Origin of the sequence: Desulfuromonas versatilis (assembly GCF_019704135.1) — a bacterium.
GTDB lineage: Bacteria > Desulfobacterota > Desulfuromonadia > Desulfuromonadales > NIT-T3 > Desulfuromonas_A > Desulfuromonas_A versatilis.
This window is the reverse complement of record NZ_AP024355.1, coordinates 3,882,268-3,900,023: the sequence shown is the minus strand read 5'-3', so window position 1 is coordinate 3,900,023 and position 17,756 is coordinate 3,882,268. Positions and strand designations below refer to the sequence as shown.

Annotated in this window: 17 protein-coding genes; 11 read left to right on the top strand and 6 right to left on the bottom strand. The window is 64.2% G+C overall.

The window, feature by feature from the left end; genetic code table 11:
* The first annotated feature begins 45 nt into the window (after positions 1-45).
* The 7 genes from DESUT3_RS17560 (at position 46) to DESUT3_RS17530 (ending at position 6,387) form a co-directional block, all read left to right on the top strand.
* Positions 46-597, top strand: coding sequence for a prepilin-type N-terminal cleavage/methylation domain-containing protein (locus tag DESUT3_RS17560; protein ID WP_221249780.1), 552 nt, complete (start codon positions 46-48; stop codon positions 595-597).
* Between the two features lie 155 nt (positions 598-752).
* Entirely contained in the window at positions 753-1,172 is a 420-nt protein-coding gene (locus DESUT3_RS21250) for a type II secretion system protein (protein WP_221249779.1), read from the top strand.
* Between the two features lie 121 nt (positions 1,173-1,293).
* A complete protein-coding gene (locus DESUT3_RS17550; RefSeq protein WP_318835952.1) occupies positions 1,294-1,791 on the top strand; it encodes a GspH/FimT family pseudopilin in 498 nt (165 codons plus the stop codon).
* Positions 1,788-2,255, top strand: a complete 468-nt coding sequence (locus DESUT3_RS17545) for a type IV pilus modification PilV family protein (RefSeq protein ID WP_221249777.1) — start codon at positions 1,788-1,790, stop codon at positions 2,253-2,255. Before DESUT3_RS17550 ends, DESUT3_RS17545 begins: the two co-directional genes overlap by 4 nt.
* A gap of 19 nt (positions 2,256-2,274) precedes the next feature.
* Positions 2,275-3,099: a prepilin-type N-terminal cleavage/methylation domain-containing protein gene (locus DESUT3_RS17540; RefSeq protein WP_225911553.1), complete on the top strand. Its 825-nt coding sequence runs from the start codon at positions 2,275-2,277 to the stop codon at positions 3,097-3,099.
* The gene (locus DESUT3_RS17535; protein ID WP_221249775.1) at positions 3,096-3,485 is read left to right on the top strand and encodes a pilus assembly protein MshP; all 390 of its coding nucleotides are present in this window, start codon (positions 3,096-3,098) and stop codon (positions 3,483-3,485) included. The genes DESUT3_RS17540 and DESUT3_RS17535 overlap by 4 nt, the downstream gene beginning before the upstream one ends.
* A 10-nt stretch (positions 3,486-3,495) precedes the next feature.
* The gene (locus DESUT3_RS17530) at positions 3,496-6,387 is read left to right on the top strand and encodes a DUF6701 domain-containing protein (protein WP_221249774.1); all 2,892 of its coding nucleotides are present in this window, start codon (positions 3,496-3,498) and stop codon (positions 6,385-6,387) included.
* 127 nt (positions 6,388-6,514) lie between these two features.
* Here the strand turns inward: DESUT3_RS17530 and DESUT3_RS17525 are convergent, their stop codons facing one another.
* The 5 genes from DESUT3_RS17525 to DESUT3_RS17505 all read right to left on the bottom strand — a co-directional run bounded on the left by DESUT3_RS17525 (position 6,515) and on the right by DESUT3_RS17505 (position 11,096).
* Entirely contained in the window at positions 6,515-6,775 is a 261-nt protein-coding gene (locus DESUT3_RS17525) for a cytochrome b5 domain-containing protein (RefSeq protein ID WP_221249773.1), read from the bottom strand.
* A 194-nt stretch (positions 6,776-6,969) separates the two neighbouring features.
* Entirely contained in the window at positions 6,970-8,886 is a 1,917-nt protein-coding gene (gene speA / locus DESUT3_RS17520) for a biosynthetic arginine decarboxylase (RefSeq protein ID WP_221249772.1), read from the bottom strand.
* Positions 8,887-9,015: 129 nt separating this feature from the next.
* Positions 9,016-9,864: a polyamine aminopropyltransferase gene (gene speE, locus DESUT3_RS17515; RefSeq protein ID WP_221249771.1), complete on the bottom strand. Its 849-nt coding sequence runs from the start codon at positions 9,862-9,864 to the stop codon at positions 9,016-9,018.
* 238 nt (positions 9,865-10,102) lie between these two features.
* Positions 10,103-10,501, bottom strand: a complete 399-nt coding sequence (gene speD, locus DESUT3_RS17510; protein ID WP_221249770.1) for an adenosylmethionine decarboxylase — start codon at positions 10,499-10,501, stop codon at positions 10,103-10,105.
* Between the two features lie 52 nt (positions 10,502-10,553).
* Complete coding sequence (locus DESUT3_RS17505) at positions 10,554-11,096, bottom strand: helix-turn-helix domain-containing protein (protein ID WP_221249769.1); 543 nt, start codon at positions 11,094-11,096, stop codon at positions 10,554-10,556.
* 280 nt (positions 11,097-11,376) lie between these two features.
* Between DESUT3_RS17505 and proC the strand changes: the two genes are divergently transcribed.
* Positions 11,377-12,189 carry a pyrroline-5-carboxylate reductase gene (proC, locus tag DESUT3_RS17500; RefSeq protein ID WP_221249768.1) on the top strand — a complete coding sequence of 271 codons (813 nt, stop codon included), beginning with the start codon at positions 11,377-11,379 and terminating at the stop codon, positions 12,187-12,189.
* Positions 12,190-12,326: 137 nt separating this feature from the next.
* Here proC and DESUT3_RS17495 read toward each other — a convergent pair whose 3' ends face one another.
* The gene (locus DESUT3_RS17495; RefSeq protein ID WP_221249767.1) at positions 12,327-12,614 is read right to left on the bottom strand and encodes a hypothetical protein; all 288 of its coding nucleotides are present in this window, start codon (positions 12,612-12,614) and stop codon (positions 12,327-12,329) included.
* Positions 12,615-12,917: 303 nt separating this feature from the next.
* On the opposite strand from DESUT3_RS17495, the gene DESUT3_RS17490 reads away from it, so the two are divergent.
* From DESUT3_RS17490 to DESUT3_RS17480, 3 genes are all read left to right on the top strand, one after another.
* On the top strand, positions 12,918-14,648 hold the full coding sequence (locus DESUT3_RS17490) for a sigma-54 interaction domain-containing protein (protein ID WP_225911552.1): 1,731 nt from the start codon (positions 12,918-12,920) through the stop codon (positions 14,646-14,648).
* A 433-nt stretch (positions 14,649-15,081) separates the two neighbouring features.
* Positions 15,082-16,716, top strand: coding sequence for an L-glutamate gamma-semialdehyde dehydrogenase (gene pruA / locus DESUT3_RS17485; RefSeq protein ID WP_404827055.1), 1,635 nt, complete (start codon positions 15,082-15,084; stop codon positions 16,714-16,716).
* 84 nt (positions 16,717-16,800) lie between these two features.
* Positions 16,801-17,709, top strand: a complete 909-nt coding sequence (locus DESUT3_RS17480; RefSeq protein ID WP_221249765.1) for a proline dehydrogenase family protein — start codon at positions 16,801-16,803, stop codon at positions 17,707-17,709.
* Positions 17,710-17,756: the final 47 nt, after the last annotated feature.

The window sequence follows — 17,756 nt, the reverse complement described above, 5'->3', positions numbered from 1 at the left end:
GGGGATTTGACGAGGAACAGGCCGGTGGGGCCTTATGGCGAACCGATGACGTCAAAAAACCGACAGGGTGGGGATCAGCGGGGTTTCACCCTGCTGGAGCTGGCCGTGGTCGTGGTCGTCGTCGGAATCCTGTTCCTGGTGGCGCTGGGGCGGCTGCTGGGCCTGCAGGTCGACGCCGAACGCGTCACCATGGAGATGCAGGCCGGAGCCCTGCGCAGCGCCCTCAGTCTGCAGGCGGCCCGCTACCTGGCGCAGGACCGCCCCCAAAAGCTCGCCGAGCTGGTGTTCGTCAACCCCATCGAGCATCTGGTTGAGAGGCCGAAGAACTACCTGGGGGAGTTGGACGGGCCCGACCCCGAAGGGGTGGAAGGCGGCAACTGGTACTACGACAGGAAAAAGCAGCTGCTGGTCTACCGGGTGAAAAACGAACTTTACTTCAGCTCGGCGGCGGGGGGCGCTGCGGCGGCCAGGTTCAGGGTGCTGCCGGTGTTCGATGATCGGGAAGACGGCTCGCCAGGCGGCTCCATCGTGGGTCTGCAGCTGGCGGCCCTGGAGACCTATGGCTGGTTGGATGAGTCTTTGTTGCGAGGTAAGTAGCCGAATTCACGCAAGGGAGGGATGACCGCAGAAATTATCGGGGAATTATTTCGAGGAAAGTTTGAGATGGTACGGGGAATGCATTGTTAATGAATGCAGCAATGCATGGAGTCGGACTTCAGGGTCCATAACAAAAAAATGGAGGTAAAAAGGCAATGAGGAATGAAAAAGGTTTCACAATGATCGAACTGGTCGTGGTTATCGTCATCCTCGGCATTCTGGCCGCAGTAGCGATTCCCAAGTATGTTGACATGAAAACCGAGGCATACAAAGCCCAGGCTGATGGGGTTTATGCTTCGGCTCAAGCTGCCGTGGCCCTGAACCATGCCGCCAAGCTGATTGGTAAACCTGCAGCAAATCTGCCTGCCTACGTTGATGCGACCACTTGCAACACAGGCTTGATCGAAGGCGCTAACAGCGGGACTTGCCTGAGAGCGGCTATTGACGAATTGCCTACGGGGTGGGCTCCGGCCACCAATACCCTGGCAGCTACCTTGGGCGGAACTACCTACACAATTACGATCGATAATGTGGAATCTTCGACTGTTGCAGCGAAAATTTCCAAAGATTGGTAAGTCAAAGACCGCGGTATAACCTGAATTTTCAGGGATGCAGTTGAAAAAGGCGGGGCTTTGATGAGGCCCTGCCTTTTTTATTAAAATAGGGCCGACCAACTATTCATTTCCCTTTTTCGAAATGTCACTAGCTGAATCGTTTGCGAAAATGCCATATCCCGGGATTGATAGAAATTCAAGTGGATTTACCTTCGTTGAGCTAGTGGTGGTTCTGGTGTTACTGGGGATCGTTTTTGCGGTCGCCCTGCCGAAACTTTTCGATGCCAGCGACTTTAAGAAACGTGGCTTTTTCGACGAGGTCCAGGCCGCCGCGCGCTATGGGCAGAAGCTGGCTGTGTCCACCGGTTGCCCGGTGAGACTCGATATTGCCGGCGCAAGCTATACGCTACTGCGCCCGGAACTCGATTGCTCCGATTCGAATTTCATCTCCCTTACCGCCGAACACCCGGTCACCAGCGGAAGCATGGCCGGCGTCACCCTGACTTCCAGCCACCCCTCGGTGACCTTCGATGCCATGGGGCGGGCGCTGGTCGGGGCAGTGCCGTCCGATGTGACCGTGACTGTGGGGACTCGCAGCTTTCAGATCATCGGCGAGACGGGATATATCCAGACACCATGAGAGTGTTTGTCGGCGATAGCCGCGAGCGCGGCGTAACCCTGGTGGAGCTGATCATCTCCATTGTCATTATCGCGGTTGCCCTCTCCGGGGTGCTGATGGTGATAAACCAAACCACCAGCCACAGCGTCGACCCGATGCTCCAGCACCAGGCGGTGGCCATCGCCGAATCCTACCTGGAGGAGGTCCTGCTGCACCCCTGCGGGCCGGACACTACCCCTGTTCACCCGGGGGGACGGGCAACCTTCGACAACGTCGCCGACTACAACAACCTGCCCGACGCCAAGGTGCGGGACCAGAACGGGGCGCTGATCGGAGCGCTCGACCCAAATTACTCGGTGACGGTCACCGTGGCGGCCGACAATCTCGGGCCGGCGGGAAACCAGGTCTCCGCCAGCCGGGTCACCGTGACGGTGAGCGGTCAGGGGACCAATTTCACCCTGCGCGGCTGGTGCGTGGATTACTGAGGCCGGCATGAGGGGACGCTTGAAAAAACAGATCGCCGGATCGGCCGGCTTCACTCTGGTGGAACTGGTGGTGGTGATCGTCATCACCGGCATTCTCGCCGCGCTGGGCGCGGCGTTCATCGCCAAGCCCATCGAGGGGTATGTCGGGCTGGCGCGCCGCGCCGAGCTGGTGGACAGCGCCGAGAGCGCCCTGCGCCGCATGCAGCGCGACATCCGCCAGGCGCTGCCCAACAGCATCCGGGTCAGCGTGGCGGCGGGGATATCCTACCTGGAGCTGTGGCACACGGTGGACGGCAGCCGTTACCGGGACCAGGGGGGCGATCCCCTCGACTTCATCGCCGCCGACCCCAGTTTCGACGCCGCGGGGCCGGTGAGCCCGGCGGCCTTGGCGGCGGGCAACAGCGTGGTGGTCTACAACCTGAGCGCCACCGCCGTGCAGAACAACGCCTACCAGGGCGACAACCGGCAGCTGCTGAACGCCGGAGCGAGCAGCGCCGCGTCGGGCGCCGAGCACATCGTGCTTGGCGCCGCCAAGCTGTTCCCCCAACCTTCGCCCCAGCAGCGCTTTTTCATCGTCGATACCCCGGTCAGCTACGTCTGCGACCCCGCTGCCGGGACTCTGACCCGCTACTCGGGGTACCCCATCGGCTCGCCGACGGCGAACACCACCTCTTTCCCGGCGGGGAGCGGGGCCCTGGTGGCCGAGCATGTGACCAACTGCGGCTTCAGCTATGCGCCGGGGACCAGCCAGCGGGCGGCGCTGGCGACCCTGACCTTGACCATCGAGGAGCAGGGGGAGAAGGTCAGCCTGCTGCACCAGGTCCACGTGGTGAACGCGCCATGAACCATTCCGATTTCAGGAAAGACGAGCGGGGCTTCGCCCTGGTCTCGGCCATCTTCATCCTGGTGGTGCTCTCGCTGCTGGGCGCGGCGATGGTGAAAATTGCCGGCGTGCAGGGGCGCACCGCCAGCGGCGCCCTGCAGGCCGCCAAGGCCTACCACGCGGCCCGCAGCGGCATCGAGTGGGGGGCCGAGCGGGCCCGCAACAGCGCCTGGTGCGCGGCGGCGACCAGCGACAACTTTGTTCTGGAGGGGTTTACCGTGACGGTCACCTGCAGCCCCACCGCCCACTCGGTTTACGTCATCAACTCCGAGGCGGATCTGCCGGGCAACTATGGGACCCCCGACTACATCAAGCGTTCACTTCAGGCCAAGGTCTATGGCCTTTGAGAGAGGCGGGATGAAACGCGCTTTGCTGCAAAGCTGCACCTGGACAATTTTTGCCCTGGCGATGGTGCTGGGCAGCTGGCTTGCCCCCGGACAGGCCTCGGCCCTCTGCTCGTCGCTTTCGGGCCGCGCCACCATCAACGAGCTCTACCGCGGCTCGCCCCCCTTCGTCGAAGTCAAGCTGCTCGACACCTCCCTGGCCTACAGCACCTGGACGCTGCAGGTCTGCACCCAGGGGCAGGGCTGCACCGGCAACCTCTCCCTGTCCTCGGCCCAGAAATTCGGACCCTACCTGGTGCTCTACACCGGGGTCAGCAGGGATCAGCTCGATTTCAGCAAGAACCGGCTAGATGTCATTCTCAAGGACGGCGCGGGCAACGTCATCGACTACCTGAACGTCAACAACCATTCGGTCCAGGCCGGCCAGTGTGGCTCCTTCCCCTTCGCGACCACCTGGACCGGCAACACCAACAGCTTCTCCCTGACTCGCAACCCCGACGGCAACGGCCCCTGGACCGAACTGAGCTCGGGCAATTCGGGGCAGGAGACCCCGGGAAATCCCAACGAGGGTTCGGCCAACCTGCCCCGGGTGAGCGTCGCCGAGGTCTCCGCTGCCAAGGGACAATCCCTGGTGTTCGTCCTGCAGCTCGACCGTCCGGCCACCGGGGGCGAGTCGCTGAGCTACCGGACCATAGACGATACGGCTATTGCCGGGGTCGACTACACAGCCCGAACCGGGACGGTCAATTTCGCCGCCGGCGCCACCCAGGCCACGGTGAGCGTGCCGAGCCTCGCCGGATCGGCGTCGGCCCCCGGGGTTTTCTTCTGGCTCAACCTGTTCAGCCAGAACGGCCTGCTGCTCCTCAACCATTACGCCAAGGGGACCATCACCGCTCCGGCTGCTTCGGTTGACCATTTTCGCCTCGAACACACCGGCAGCGGCCTGACCTGCCAGCGCGCCAGCGTTACCGTGCGGGCGTGCCAAAACGCGGCCTGTTCGCTGCTCTACACCAGCCCGGTCAACCTGACCCTCTCCCCCACGGGGTGGATCGGCGGGGACGCCAAGACCCTCAACGGCGGGGTGGCCACCTACGAACTGCGCAGGAACACCCCGGGGGTCGTCACCCTGAGCGTCGCCTCGGCCAGCCCGGCGGCGGCCAATCCCGTCCAGTGCTATCAGGGCGGGGTGCTCGCCAGCTGCGGGATGGAGTTCTTCGATTCGGGGTTCATATTCGATGTCCCCGACCTGAACTCCTGCCAGGGTTCGGGCAACCTGACCATCAGCGCGGTGCGCAAGGACAACACGAGCCAGCAGTGCGTGGCGGCCGGGGGCTTTGCCAATCAGTCGAAGACGGTGAGTTTCTGGTCCGGCTACCTGGCGCCGGCGACCGGAACCCGCCCGCTGGTGCTCAACGGCAGCAACCTTTCCACAGGCGCCCCGGGCACCGGGGTGACCCTCAACTTCGACGCCAACGCCCGCAGCACCCTGGCGGTGAGCTACGCCGATGCCGGCCGGATGCAGCTCAATGCCCGCTACGTAGGCAGCGGCGAGGAGGCCGGCCTGGTGATGACCGGGGTCGACACCTTCGTCGTGCGCCCGCCACAGCTGCGGGTGCAGGCCACTACCGACGGGGTTACCCCGCTGGATAACGCCGGGTCCGTCGGCAACCCCCGCTGGCCGGCGGGAGAGGACTTTTTCGTCCAGGTCCGGGCGACCTGCGCCGACGGCACGCTGACCCCCAATTTCAGCAACAACGTGGCGCTGACCCCCGTCGCCCCCTTCGAACCGGCCATCGGGGCGCCGGGCGGCCTGGTCAACGGGGCGATCCCCGCGGCCAGCTTCGCCGGCGGAATCGCCACGGTCAACAACGTCCAGTATGCCGAGGTCGGCAACGTCACCCTGCAGGCGGTGGCCGCCGACTACCTGGCCCCCGGGTTCAACGTGACCGGCACCAGCGCGCGGGTGGGGCGCTTCACCCCCCATCATTTCGCCGTGGCCGCCAACACCCCCCAGTTCGGCACCGCCTGCGCCGCGGGCGGCTTCACCTACCTCGGCCAGCCCTTCGGCTACTTCAGCCCGCCGGTGCTGACCGTCACCGCCCAGAACAAGCAGAACGCCACCACCGGCAAGTACACCGGGGCCTGGTGGAAGATCACCAACGCCAGCCTCGGCGCCCCGGTCTACGCCAGCGCAACGGGCTCCCTCGATACCGGTCTGCTGCCGCCGGTCGATCCTGTCATCACAGATTCGGGCGGTGGCATCGGCACTTTGACCTTCGGCTCGGGGGGCGGGCTGGCCTTCACCCGGGCTGCACCCGTCGAACCCTTTGCTGCCGAGATCGCCCTGAGCATCAACGTGGCGGACAGCGACGGCATTGCCTATGGGAGCAATCCCGCCGCCTTCGGTTCGGCGACCCCCGGCGGCGGCATCGCTTTCGACAACGGCAAATCGATGCGCTGGGGTCGGCTCGCCCTGCAGAACGCCTTCGGCTCCGAATTGGCCAACCTGCCGGTGCCCTTTACCGCCCAGCACTATGCCGGAGGGGTGTTCGTCGCCAACGGCGGCGATTTCTGCACCAGCCTGCCGCTGGGGCAGCTGCTGCTCTCCAGTCCTGCCGGGGCGACCACCGGCCTCAATCCCCTCCAGGTCAACCTGAGCAGCCCCAACACCACCAGCGCCAGCCTCGGCCCCTTCGCCGGCGGCGCCGCCCCTCTTGCGCTCTCCGCCCCCGGATCGGGTGGGGACGGCTACGTCGATCTCGGCGCCGACCTGAGCAGCCTGTTCTGGCTGCGCTACGACTGGGACGGCGACGGCAGCCACGACGACGGCCCCAGCTCCCGCGCCAGCTTCGGCATCTACAAGGGGAATTCCCGCCTGATCTACCTGCGCGAGTCGGTGCAGTAGCTTCGCCCCCTCTCCCTAAGGGAGAGGGCAGGGGTGAGGGTGGTTTGAACCGCTGCCCCGGAAAACAGAAAGGCCGCTTCCCACCGGAAACGGCCTTTTCGCTGTCAGCTGCAGATTTCAGGGGCTCTCAGAACAACCCCCACTTTTTCTTCTTCGGCGGCGGCTCCTCATCCAGCGTTCCGACCACCGGAAAACGCTCCACCACCGATCGCACGTGGGGGGCGGTCTTGAGCTCCTCGGTCAGGTCGCCGCCGGCGGCGTGCAGCCCCTGGTGGTCGCCGTTCTCCCAGAGGGCGCTGGCGGTCACATCGTAGATTTTCCCGCTCACCGCGACATAGGCCTTGCGCCCCTCGCGTCCATCAAACTTGGCCAGTTCCTGCTTGGTCATCCGGTTTCCTCCCTGGAAAAAAGAAGATAAAACACGAAGAAGTCTACCACAGGGTCGGAGGGTTGTCTTCTTGACGGCCTGAAGGGGCAAAAGCCATTAACCACGAAGGACACGAAGGACACGAAGGAAAAAAGGCTTTAAGGGCCTTTCTTCGTGTCCTTCGTGCTCTTCGTGGTGACTAATGTGTCCTTGTTCTACCTCTCAAAATAGGTATACCCGCGCAGCCCGGCCGCGAAGCACTCGAGGATCTCCTGGCGCTCGGCGATGCTGAGGCTGCCCTGGCGTACGCCCTGCTCGGCCAGCTTGCGGAAACGCTCGAACAGCTCCTTGGCGTTGTACTGCACGTAGCCGAGGATGTCGGCGATGCTGTCGCCCTGGTCCTCGCGGGTCAGGTCGAAGCTGCCGTCTTCGTTGATGCGCACGCTGACCACGTTGGTGTCGCCGAACAGGTTGTGCAGATCGCCCAGGGTCTCCTGGTAGGCGCCGACCAGGAACACGCCGAGATAGTACTCCTCGCCGTCCTTCAGCGGGTGCAGCGGCAACGTCTTGCGGGTGCCGTGCACATCGATGAAGTTGTCGATGCGCCCGTCGCTGTCGCAGGTGATGTCGGCGATGATCGCCTCGCGGCTGGGGCGCTCGCCGAGGCGGTGGATCGGCATCACCGGGAACACCTGGCCGATGGCCCAGTGGTCGGGCAGCGACTGGAAGACGCTGAGGTTGCCGTAGTAGATGTCGGCCAGCTGCTCGCGCAGCCCCTCGAGCTCGGGGGGCGTCTCGCCGTTTTTCTCGAGAATGGCGAGGATGCGCTGGAGGATCTCGAGGATCAGGTTCTCGGCCAGCGAGCGGGTGCGCAGCGAGACCTGGCCGCGTTTGAACTGCTCGCGAATCTCGTCGCGGTAGAAGCAGGTCTTGTTGTAGCACTGCTGCAGGTTGCCGGCGGCGAGCCGCTCGAGGACCTCGTAGAGGTGGTGGATCAGCGGGTTCTCGTCGGGCGGCGGCGTCGAAGGCAGGGCGCCCGCCTCGAAGTGGGTGACGTCGAAGATGTTGAACAGCAGCAGCGAGTAGTAGGCCACGGTGGGGCGCCCGGACTCGGTGACGATGGTCGGGTGGGGCACCTGGTTGGCGTCGAGGGTCTCCATGACCACCTCGACGATGGCGGCGCTGTACTCGTCGATGGTGTAGTTCATCGACTGGGTGTGGTTGGCCCGCGAGCCGAGATAGTCCACCGCCAGGCCGCCGCCCAGGTCCAGAAACCCCATGGGGGCCCCCTCGCGGACCAGGTTGATGTAGTAGCGGCAGGCCTCCATCACCGCCGAGCGGATGTCGCGGATGTTGGGGATCTGCGAGCCCAGGTGGCAGTGCAGCAGTTGCAGGCAGTCGAGCATGCCCTGGGCCTTGAGCTCGTCGACCACCTCGATGAGCTGGCTGGTGGTCAGGCCGAAGATGCTGCGGTCGCCGCTGGTCTTGTTCCAGTGGCCGCCGACGGTGGTGGCGAGCTTGGCGCGCATGCCGATCAGCGGGCGGATGCCCAGGGCCTTGCTGCGCTCGAGGATGATCGGCAGCTCGGTGGGGGTCTCGATGACGAAGATGCAGCGGTAGCCGAGCTTGAGCGAGCGCAGCCCCAGGTCGATGAACTCGCGGTCCTTGTAGCCGTTGCAGACCACCACGCTGCCGTTGCCCGGCAGCGTGGAGAGGGCGATGACCAGTTCGGCCTTGCTGCCGGCCTCGAGGCCGTGGCCGTAGCGGGCGCCGAACCTGGCGATCTCCTCGATGACCTGGCGCTGCTGGTTGACCTTGATGGGGAAAACCCCCTGGTAGCTCCCCTGGTAGCCCTGGCGCGCCATGGCGGCGCGGAACGATTCGTTGAGCAGGGCGATGCGCGCATCGAGCAGGTTCTCGATGCGCAGCAGCAGCGGCATCTGCAGCCCGCGCTCGCCGATCCCCGAGACGATGTCCATCAGCGAAACCTGCACCTCGCCGGCGGGGAAGCCGACCTTGGCGGTCACCTCGCCCTTGTCCGAGAGGTCGAAATACCCGGCGCCCCAGTCGCGGATGCGGTAGAGCCTGGCCGAATCTTCAGTGGTCCAAGTGGTCATCTGCCTGGGGTTCATCGAGGCGGTTCTCCTGGGATGGTAGGGGCGGTTTAAACGGGGCAAGGGCGAACACGCAGGTTCGCCCCTACCGGGATCGGTCCGATGTAGGGGCGAACCTATGTGTTCGCCCTTGATTTTATCGCCCGATTATTTCTCCGCGATGTTCTCCTTGGCGAAGGTCGGCAGCATGAAAGCGCCCAGGTGCAGGTCTTCGTTGTAGTACTTGGTGTAGAAATCCCGCTTGGCGGCGCGCTCGCGGTCGAAGTCCCTGACCGGGTGGTACTGCTTGCTGGCGAAGGCGAAGCTCCAGAAGCCGCTGGGGTAGGTGGGGATGAACGCCTGGTACATCTCCACGATGGGGAAGACCGCCCGCAGGTTCTTGTACATGCTCTTCTGGATGTCGGCGTGGTAGAAGGGGGATTCGCTCTGGGCGACCATGATCCCGTCCTTCTTCAAGGCGCCGAACACCATGCGGTAGAAGTCCTCCTCGAACAGCCCTTCGGCGGGGCCGATGGGGTCGGTGGAGTCGACCAGGATCAGGTCGAACTCGTCCTGGTGGTCGCGGATGTAGGCGATGCCGTCGTCCACGTGCAGCTTGACCCGGGGGTTGCTGCCGTCGATCTCGCAGGCCATGGAGGGGAGCAGCTCGATGGACTTGTCGATGACCAGCCCGTCGATCTCGCAGAGCACCGCCAGCTCGACCCCCTTGTGCTTCATGATCTCGCGGATGGTGCCGCCGTCGCCGCCGCCGATCACCAGCACCTTCTTCGGGTTGGGGTGGGTGAACAGCGCCGGGTGGGTGATCATGTCGTGATAGACGAACTCGTCGCGCTCGGTGACCATGACCAGCCCGTCGAGCAGCATCATCCGCCCGTACTCCAGGGTGTCGACGATCTCGAGCGCCTGGAACTCGCTCTGGCCGGAAAAGAGGGTTTTGCTCACCTTCATGGTGATGCCGACGTTTTCGCTGTGCTTTTCGGTGTACCACAGGTCCATGACAAACTCCTGGATCGCAGGGTGGGATTTGCCCACCGATCTATATTGTATATGCACCGCGAAGGTCACGAAGAACACGAAGTGAAACGATAAAAGGTCCTTGGCCTTTCTTCGTGCGCTTCGTGTCCCTCAGCGAGCATCGCGAGCGGGTGGTTAATCTGGTTTCGCTGGAAAAACAACCTCAACCCGAAACCACCGTCTAACCTTACCAGTAAATAGCCGAATGACCAAGCCCTGGTCAGACCGCCTGCTTCAGTTCCACCGGCTTGTGGGTCAGCTCGCCGACCACCTCGAGCTGGCCGCGCTTCATCTCCATGGTCGAGGCGCGGCGGGATTTCATCCCCTCCTTCAGCACCCGGTAGGCCACTTCGGGCTGCACTGTGTCGCCGCAGGTGAACAGGTCGACGGCGGCGTAGCCGTACTCGGGCCAGGTGTGGATGGCCAGGTGGCTCTCGGCGATGATCACCGCACCGGAGACCCCGTGGGGGCTGAAGGTGTGGAAGGTCTTGGTGACGATGGTGGCGCCGGCGGCCAGGGCCGCGTCGCACATGATCTCCTCGATTTGTTGGGGATCGTTGAGAACTTCGCAATCGCACTCGTAGAATTCGGCGACAATCTGCTGACCGAGAGATTTCATGGCTTGGTTCCTTTCTTGAAAAAAGAAGAATCCAGACTCCTGGATACTGTTTCTAACAGAAAAACGTCGGCGGCGAGACCACCCAGAGGATCCTCGCCGGGGTCTTGCCGGGGTTGCGCACCTGGTGGCGGCGGTCCGAGGGGAAATAGAAGCACTCGTCCCGGCGCACCAGGTGGCTCTTGCCGTCGAGGATCAGTTCGACGCGCCCGGCCAGCACGAAGCCGAACTCCTCGCCCTCGTGAAAGGGCTGCTCGTCCATCGCCTCGCCGGGAAGCAGGGTCACCAGGGCCGGGTCCATGGTGCGGTTCTGCGCCCCCGGGACCAGCAGCTCGACCTTCAGCCCACCTTCCTCCGAAGCCACCACCCGGCGCTGTTCGCCGAACACCACCTCGAGCTCCGGACTCTGGGCGAAAAATTCGGAAATCGATACCCCCAGCACGTCGAGCAGATCCTTGAGGGTGCTGATCGAAGGGGAGGTCGCGTCGTTCTCCAACTGGGAGATATATCCCTTGGTCAGGTCGGCCCGGCTGGCCAGTTCCTCCTGGGTGAGCGAGTTGGACAGGCGCAGCTTTTTGAGTTTCTCCCCGATTTTCACGAGTCTCTCCAGGGTTTAGCAATGGTAAACCAAATGTCAGAAGCCAAGTTTACCATTTTTAAACTTGCTGTTTAGTGGCTTGTTGGAACGGGGCGGATTTATACTCCGGTTCAGCCCCCCTGTCAATCATTTTTTTAGGACCGAACCCGCCCCGGATTTCGCCGCACTTGACAGGGGTTAATCTTTTCTATTTACTAGGAAAACTTCCGGCCGGGCGGCTGCCGCCGGGCAGCCATGCCGGGGCCGGATGGAGCCTGCAGTTACGGAAAGGATCACCAGCATGGAATCAGTGGGAAAAATCGGATTTATCGGTGGCGGCAACATGGCCGAGGCCTTCATCAAGGGGGTGATCAAGGCCGGGCTGCCCATTTCGGAAATTCACGTCTCGGAGCCCAACGAACAGCGCCGGGATCACGTGGTGGAAGCCTACGGGGTCAGGGCCGAGGAGGACAACGCCTCGCTGGTCAAGGCCTGCGACACCATCTTTCTGGCCGTCAAACCGCAGATCGCCGAGGAGGTGCTCGGCGAGATCAGCGGCGCGTTCACCAAGGATAAGATTCTCATCTCCATCGCCGCCGGGGTATCCACCGCCAGCCTGGAGAAGTTTTTGAACGATTCGCCCCGGGTGGTTCGCGCCATGCCCAACACCCCGGCCCTGGTCGGCATGGGAGCCACGGCCCTGTGCCGCGGCCGGTTCGCCACCAAGGACGATCTGCAGGTCGCGCGCAAGCTGTTCGAGTCGGTGGGGATCGTGCAGGTGGTGGAGGAGAGCCAGATGGATGCGGTGACCGGCCTCTCCGGGTCGGGGCCCGGCTACGTGTTCACGGTCATCGAGGCCCTCGCCGACGGCGGGGTGCAGGAGGGGCTGCGCAAGGATGTGGCCCTGGCTCTGGCGGTGCAGACCGTGCTCGGCTCGGCCCTGCTCGCCAAGGAGACCAGGGAGCACCCCGCGCTGCTGCGTGACCAGGTCTGCTCCCCCGGCGGGACGACCATCGCCGCGGTGCGGGTGCTCGAGGAGCGCGGCCTGCGCGCCACGCTGATGGAAGCGGTCTCGGCGGCCTCAAGGCGCTCACGGGAGCTTGGTCAGAAGTAGTTCTGAGAGGGCTTCTGCCTCGGCTGCGTCCGATCCGACGGATCCGTCCGATCGGTCTGATAAAAAGCGGCCGATAAAAACGGCAAAGGGCCGGTCATCACGACCGGCCCTTTGCCGTTTAAGCAACCTGAAAGAAATCAGCCGTAAATCCGTGCCGGTTCCCGCCACATGCGGACGCAGGACTCGGAAGACCAATCGCTGGAATCGGCGATGCGGGGCAGTTCGATGGTGCGGCCCAGCGGATACTCGCCGTGGCGACCGGCGTTTTCCAGCAGCACGACGCTGACCCGTTTGCGGGTGAGCGCGGCGACCCTGGCCCGGGCGTGATAAGTGAAACCCGCCGCCGTCCAATAGGCGGTGACCTCGGACCCTACCTGCAGGGACTGGTCTTCATGGACAAGCGACTGAATCTGGTCTGGACCCATGCTGTTTACCTCGTCATTGAGTGATTGGCATTTACCGGCGGCTCTGCACCAACCGGGCCAAGGTTGGACTTTATTCCCGCTTTAGCCAGGACCTGGCCGGCAGGGAGGCGGGAGCGGCCTGGGGGTGCTGAAATAACAGCCTGTTGCGGGCACCCATCCCTGATCCAGGCCGCTTTGGAGGGCGCGAAGTCGGCGGTGCGGCGCAGCGTGTCCCGGTGGATCCTTATGCAATATTGAATATTGCCATTCACTCCTGTATAATTGCAATTCTTCATCCATCCCGACAGGAGCCGGGCCAGCGAAATGCCACAAAATAATATCCCGAACAGAATGCCGCCAGGGCTGCCGGCCGCCGCCGAGCTGATGGCCGCGGTGGTCGAGGCTGCCGGCGAAGGGGCGCTGGTCGTCGATGCCGAGGGCCGGAGCCTGCTCGCCACGGGCCTGTTTGCCGAGGTGGCCGGGGCGGGACCCGAGGCGGCAATCGACAGCCTGCTGCCCGAGCTGTGGCCCGACATCCGCAGCGCCATGGCGGCCGGCGGCCGGCGCCTGGCGCCGGTGGAGGTGGGCGGCGCCAGCTACCTGGCCTGGCTGAGCCCCATCGGTTCCGACTCGGCCCCCGGGGCCTGGTTGTGCCTGCTGCTCGCCAGCCACGGCATGGACCAGGCGCTTGGCGAACTGGACGCCATCATCGATTCGTCCTCCGACGGGCTGTGGATCTGCGATGCCGAGGGGACCGTGATCCGCATCAACCCGGCCAGCGAGCGGATCAACAAGATCAGCGCCGACGAGGTGGTGGGGCGCAGGATGGACGAGCTGATCAGCCGCGGCTTCGTCGACCGCTCCGCGGCGCTCGAGGCGATTCGCGAGCGCAGGGTGGTCAGCCTGCTGCAGCACAACCACAACAACCGCAAGCTGATCTCCACCGGGACGCCGGTGTTCGACGAGCAGGGGCGGCTGGCGCGGGTGGTGGTCAGCGAACGCGACATCACCGAGATGGACCGGCTGCAGCGCCAGCTCGAGGAGCAGCAGGCGCTCAAGGACCAGATCCGGCATCAGATGCTGGAGATGCAGCAACTGGAGCTGGAAGCGAACCCGATCATCGCCAAGAGCCCGAGCATCATCAAGGCGCTGCGCCAGGCCCTCAAGGTGAGCAGCGCCGACTCCTCGGTGCTGCTCACCGGGGAGTCGGGGGTCGGCAAGGGCCTGATCGCCGACCTGATCCACAAGAATTCCCGGCGCGCCGAAAAGCCGCTGATCAAGATCAACTGCGGTGCGATCCCCGAATCCCTCATCGAGTCGGAACTGTTCGGCTACGAAAAGGGGGCCTTTACCGGCGCCCAGGCCGGGGGCAAGCCCGGGCATTTCGAACTGGCCGACGGCGGCATCCTGTTCCTCGACGAGATCGCCGAGCTGCCGCTCTCCTCGCAGGTCAAGCTGCTGCGCTTTCTCGAGGACGGGCGCATCACCCGGCTAGGCGCTACCAAGAGCAAAAAGGTCGATGTGCGCATCCTCGCCGCCACCCACCGCAACCTCGAAGAGATGGTGGAGCAGGGGGCGTTTCGCTTCGACCTGTTCTACCGCCTCAACGTCATCCCCCTGCACGTTCCGGCACTTCGCGAGCGCCGCGACTGCATCCTGCCGCTGGCGCGCCACTACCTCGAGCTGTTCGGCGCCCGGGCCGGCATCATCAAGCGGCTTACCCGGGCCGCCTCCGATGCCCTGCTCAGCTATCATTACCCGGGCAACGTCCGCGAACTGATGAACCTCTGCGAACGCCTGGTGGTCATGTCCGAAACCGAGATCATCGACCTGCCCGATTTGCCGGGCAACATCATCAAGCGGGCCGCCCTGGAAGGCCCGCTGCCGCCGGACTGGCCCGAGCAGATGTCGCTGAACCAGATCATCGAGAGCGCCGAGCGCGCGGTGCTGGTCAAGGCGGCCGGCCGCGCCAGAAACCAGGACGAAATCGCCGCGGCCCTGGGCGTCAGCCAGCCCACCATCGCCCGTAAACTCAAGAAGTACGGCATCTCCTGATCCTCTTCCCGACGCCTCCCCGCTCGCAGACTGTTTATTCAAAAGTGAATAAATTTGGCCGTCGGTTTGCTTCTGGTAAACTGGTTTTCGATGTTGGGAAATCCGGACGCTGAAATTCCCCTCCCGGGCAGTCTCCGGCCGAGGCCCGCCCGGCCGCTGCCCGCCGGCCCTTTCAAACGCAGGTGCGGCCCAGGCGGGAACGGGTGCCGCCGTGGCCTGCGGCGAGGGCCCTTCAGGGGGCAAAACGGCATTTGGCATCGCCTTTGCTCTTAATTCCCAGCTGTCGGCAGAACCATCGCCCCGCCTGCCCGGGTGGCCAATTGCGAAGCGCACCGCGGCAGGTATATCATATAAATCACTTAACCTTGCCGGTGGCTTCACCGCCGGCCGGGAGAGGTGAAACCCGCCATCAAAGAGGTGAACCATGCATCTTATGAACAACGCCGTCATCAAGGTCCCCTTCCCCCAGAACGAGCCCCAGTTGAGCTACGCCCCCGGCACCCCGGAGCGGGCCAGGCTCAAGGCGGCCCTGGAGGAGATCGCCGGGAAGCAGCTCGAGATCCCCCTGGTCATCGGCGGCAAGGAGGTGCGTACCGGCAACCTCGGCAAGGTGGTGATGCCCCATGACCATCAGCATGTGCTCGCCGAGTATCACATCGCCGGCGAGGCCGAAATCAAGCAGGCCATCGCGGCCGCCCTCGAAGCCCGCAAGCGCTGGCAGCAGCTGCGCTGGGAGGAGCGCGCGGCGATCTTCCTCAAGGCCGCCGACCTGCTGGCCGGCAAGTACCGCCACCTGATGAACGCCGCCTCCATGCAGTCGACCAGCAAGAACGCCTTCCAGGCCGAAATCGACGCGGCCTGCGAACTCATCGACTTTCTGCGCTTCAACGTCTATTACGCCTCGAAGATTTACGAGGAGCAGCCCCTGCACCACTCCCGGGGCGTCTGGAACTTCGTCCAGCACCGGCCCCTGGAAGGGTTCGTCTTCGCGGTGACCCCTTTCAACTTCACCGCCATCGCCGGCAACCTGCCCACCGCTCCGGCTATCATGGGCAACGTGGCGTTGTGGAAGCCTGCTTCCTCCTGCGTCTACACCCCCTGGCTGTTCATGCAGATCCTCCGGGAGGCCGGACTGCCCGACGGCGTGATCAACTTCATCCCGGGGCGCGGCGCCCAGATGGGCGAGATCGTCCTCAAGGACCCCAACCTGGCGGGGATCCACTTTACCGGCAGCACCGCCGTTTTCCAGGAGATGTGGAAAACCGTCGGCGAGAACATCGCCCGCTACAAGGGCTACCCGCGCATCGTCGGCGAGACCGGCGGCAAGGACTTCGTCTTCGCCCACGAGTCGGCCGATGTCCCCCGGTTGGTGACCGCGCTGGTGCGCGGCGCCTTCGAGTACCAGGGGCAGAAGTGCTCGGCCGCTTCGCGCGCCTACATCCCCGCCTCGCTCTGGGGCGGGGTGCGCAAGGGGCTGGAAGAGCAGCTGTCCAGGGTCAAGATGGGGCCGCCCAGCGACTTCACCAACCTGGTCAACGCGGTCATCGACAAGGGGGCCTTCCGCGACATCACCGGCTACATCGACTACGCGAAGAAGTCCGAGGACGCCGAGATCATCATCGGCGGCGGCTACGACGACAGCAAGGGCTACTTCATCGAGCCCACCGTGATCCTGGCCAAAACCCCCCGCTTCAAGACCATGGTCGAGGAGATCTTCGGCCCGGTGCTCACCATCTACGTCTACGACAAGGAGAGCTACGAGGAGGCCCTCGAGCTCTGCGACCAGAGCTCGGCCTACGGGCTGACCGGGGCGATCTTCGCCCGCGAGCGCGAAGCGGTCAGCCTGGCCCTGGCCAAGCTGGAGAACGCCGCCGGCAACTTCTACATCAACGACAAGCCGACCGGCGCCGTGGTCGGCCAGCAGCCCTTCGGCGGCTCGCGCGCCTCGGGGACCAACGACAAGGCGGGCAGCCCCCTGAACCTGATGCGCTGGGTGACCCCGCGCACCGTCAAGGAGACCTTCGACGCGCCGGTCGCCTTCGAATACCCCTTCATGAACGAGAAATAAGGCAGCCGTGATGCTCCCCTCCCCCCGCGGGGGAGGGGAGCCAGGATCCCCAGCCGAGACCGCCCCTTACCCGAGGTGACCACCATGTCGCTCTTCAACCTGCTCGTCAGCAAGACCATCATGCACATCCCCGGCCCCATGGTGGGCTACTTCGCCCGGGACTACATCGCCGGGGAGAAGCTCCAGGACGCGGTCAACGTCACCCGGGAATTCAACAGCCAGGGGATCATGAGCACCATCGACGTGCTCGGCGAATTCATCACCACCCTCGACCAGGCCCGCGGCTTCAAGGAGCAGTGCCTGGAGATCCTGCACGCCATCGACCGCGAGAAACTCGACGCCAACCTCTCGCTCAAACCGACCCAGATGGGGCTGCTGCTCGACAAGCAGCAGGCCTTCGCCAACATCCGCGAGATCGTCGCCCTGGCCGACCGGTACCAGAACTTCGTGCGCATCGACATGGAGGACATCTCCTGCACCGACGACACCATCGATTTCTACCGCCGGCTGCGCGAAGAGTTCCCCGGGCGGGTCGGCGTGGTGCTGCAGTCCTACCTGCGGCGCACCCCCGCCGACATCGAGTCGCTTTCCGATCAGCCGATGAATTTCCGGCTCTGCAAGGGGATCTACAACGAGCCGCGCAGCGCGGCCTACAAGGACCCCGCGGTGATCAACCGCAGCTTCGTCCACTGCCTGGACAAGATGTTCCAGAACAAGGCCTACGTGGGCATCGCCACCCACGACGAGAAGCTGGTCTTCGAGGCGCTGCGCCTGATCGAGAACTACGGCCTCAAGCGCGAGGACTACGAATTCCAGATGCTGCTCGGGGTCGACGAGGAGCTGCGCAGGATCATCGTCGATGCCGGCCACCGCCTGCGGGTCTACGTCCCCTTCGGCGAATCCTGGCTCCCTTATTCCAGGCGCCGGCTCAAGGAAAACCCCATGATCGCCCAGCACGCCCTCAGGCAGATGCTGGGGTTGAAGCGCTACTGACCCCTGTCGGGGGGAGATGGGCAGGTCAAAAGCAAAACCCAAGGCGC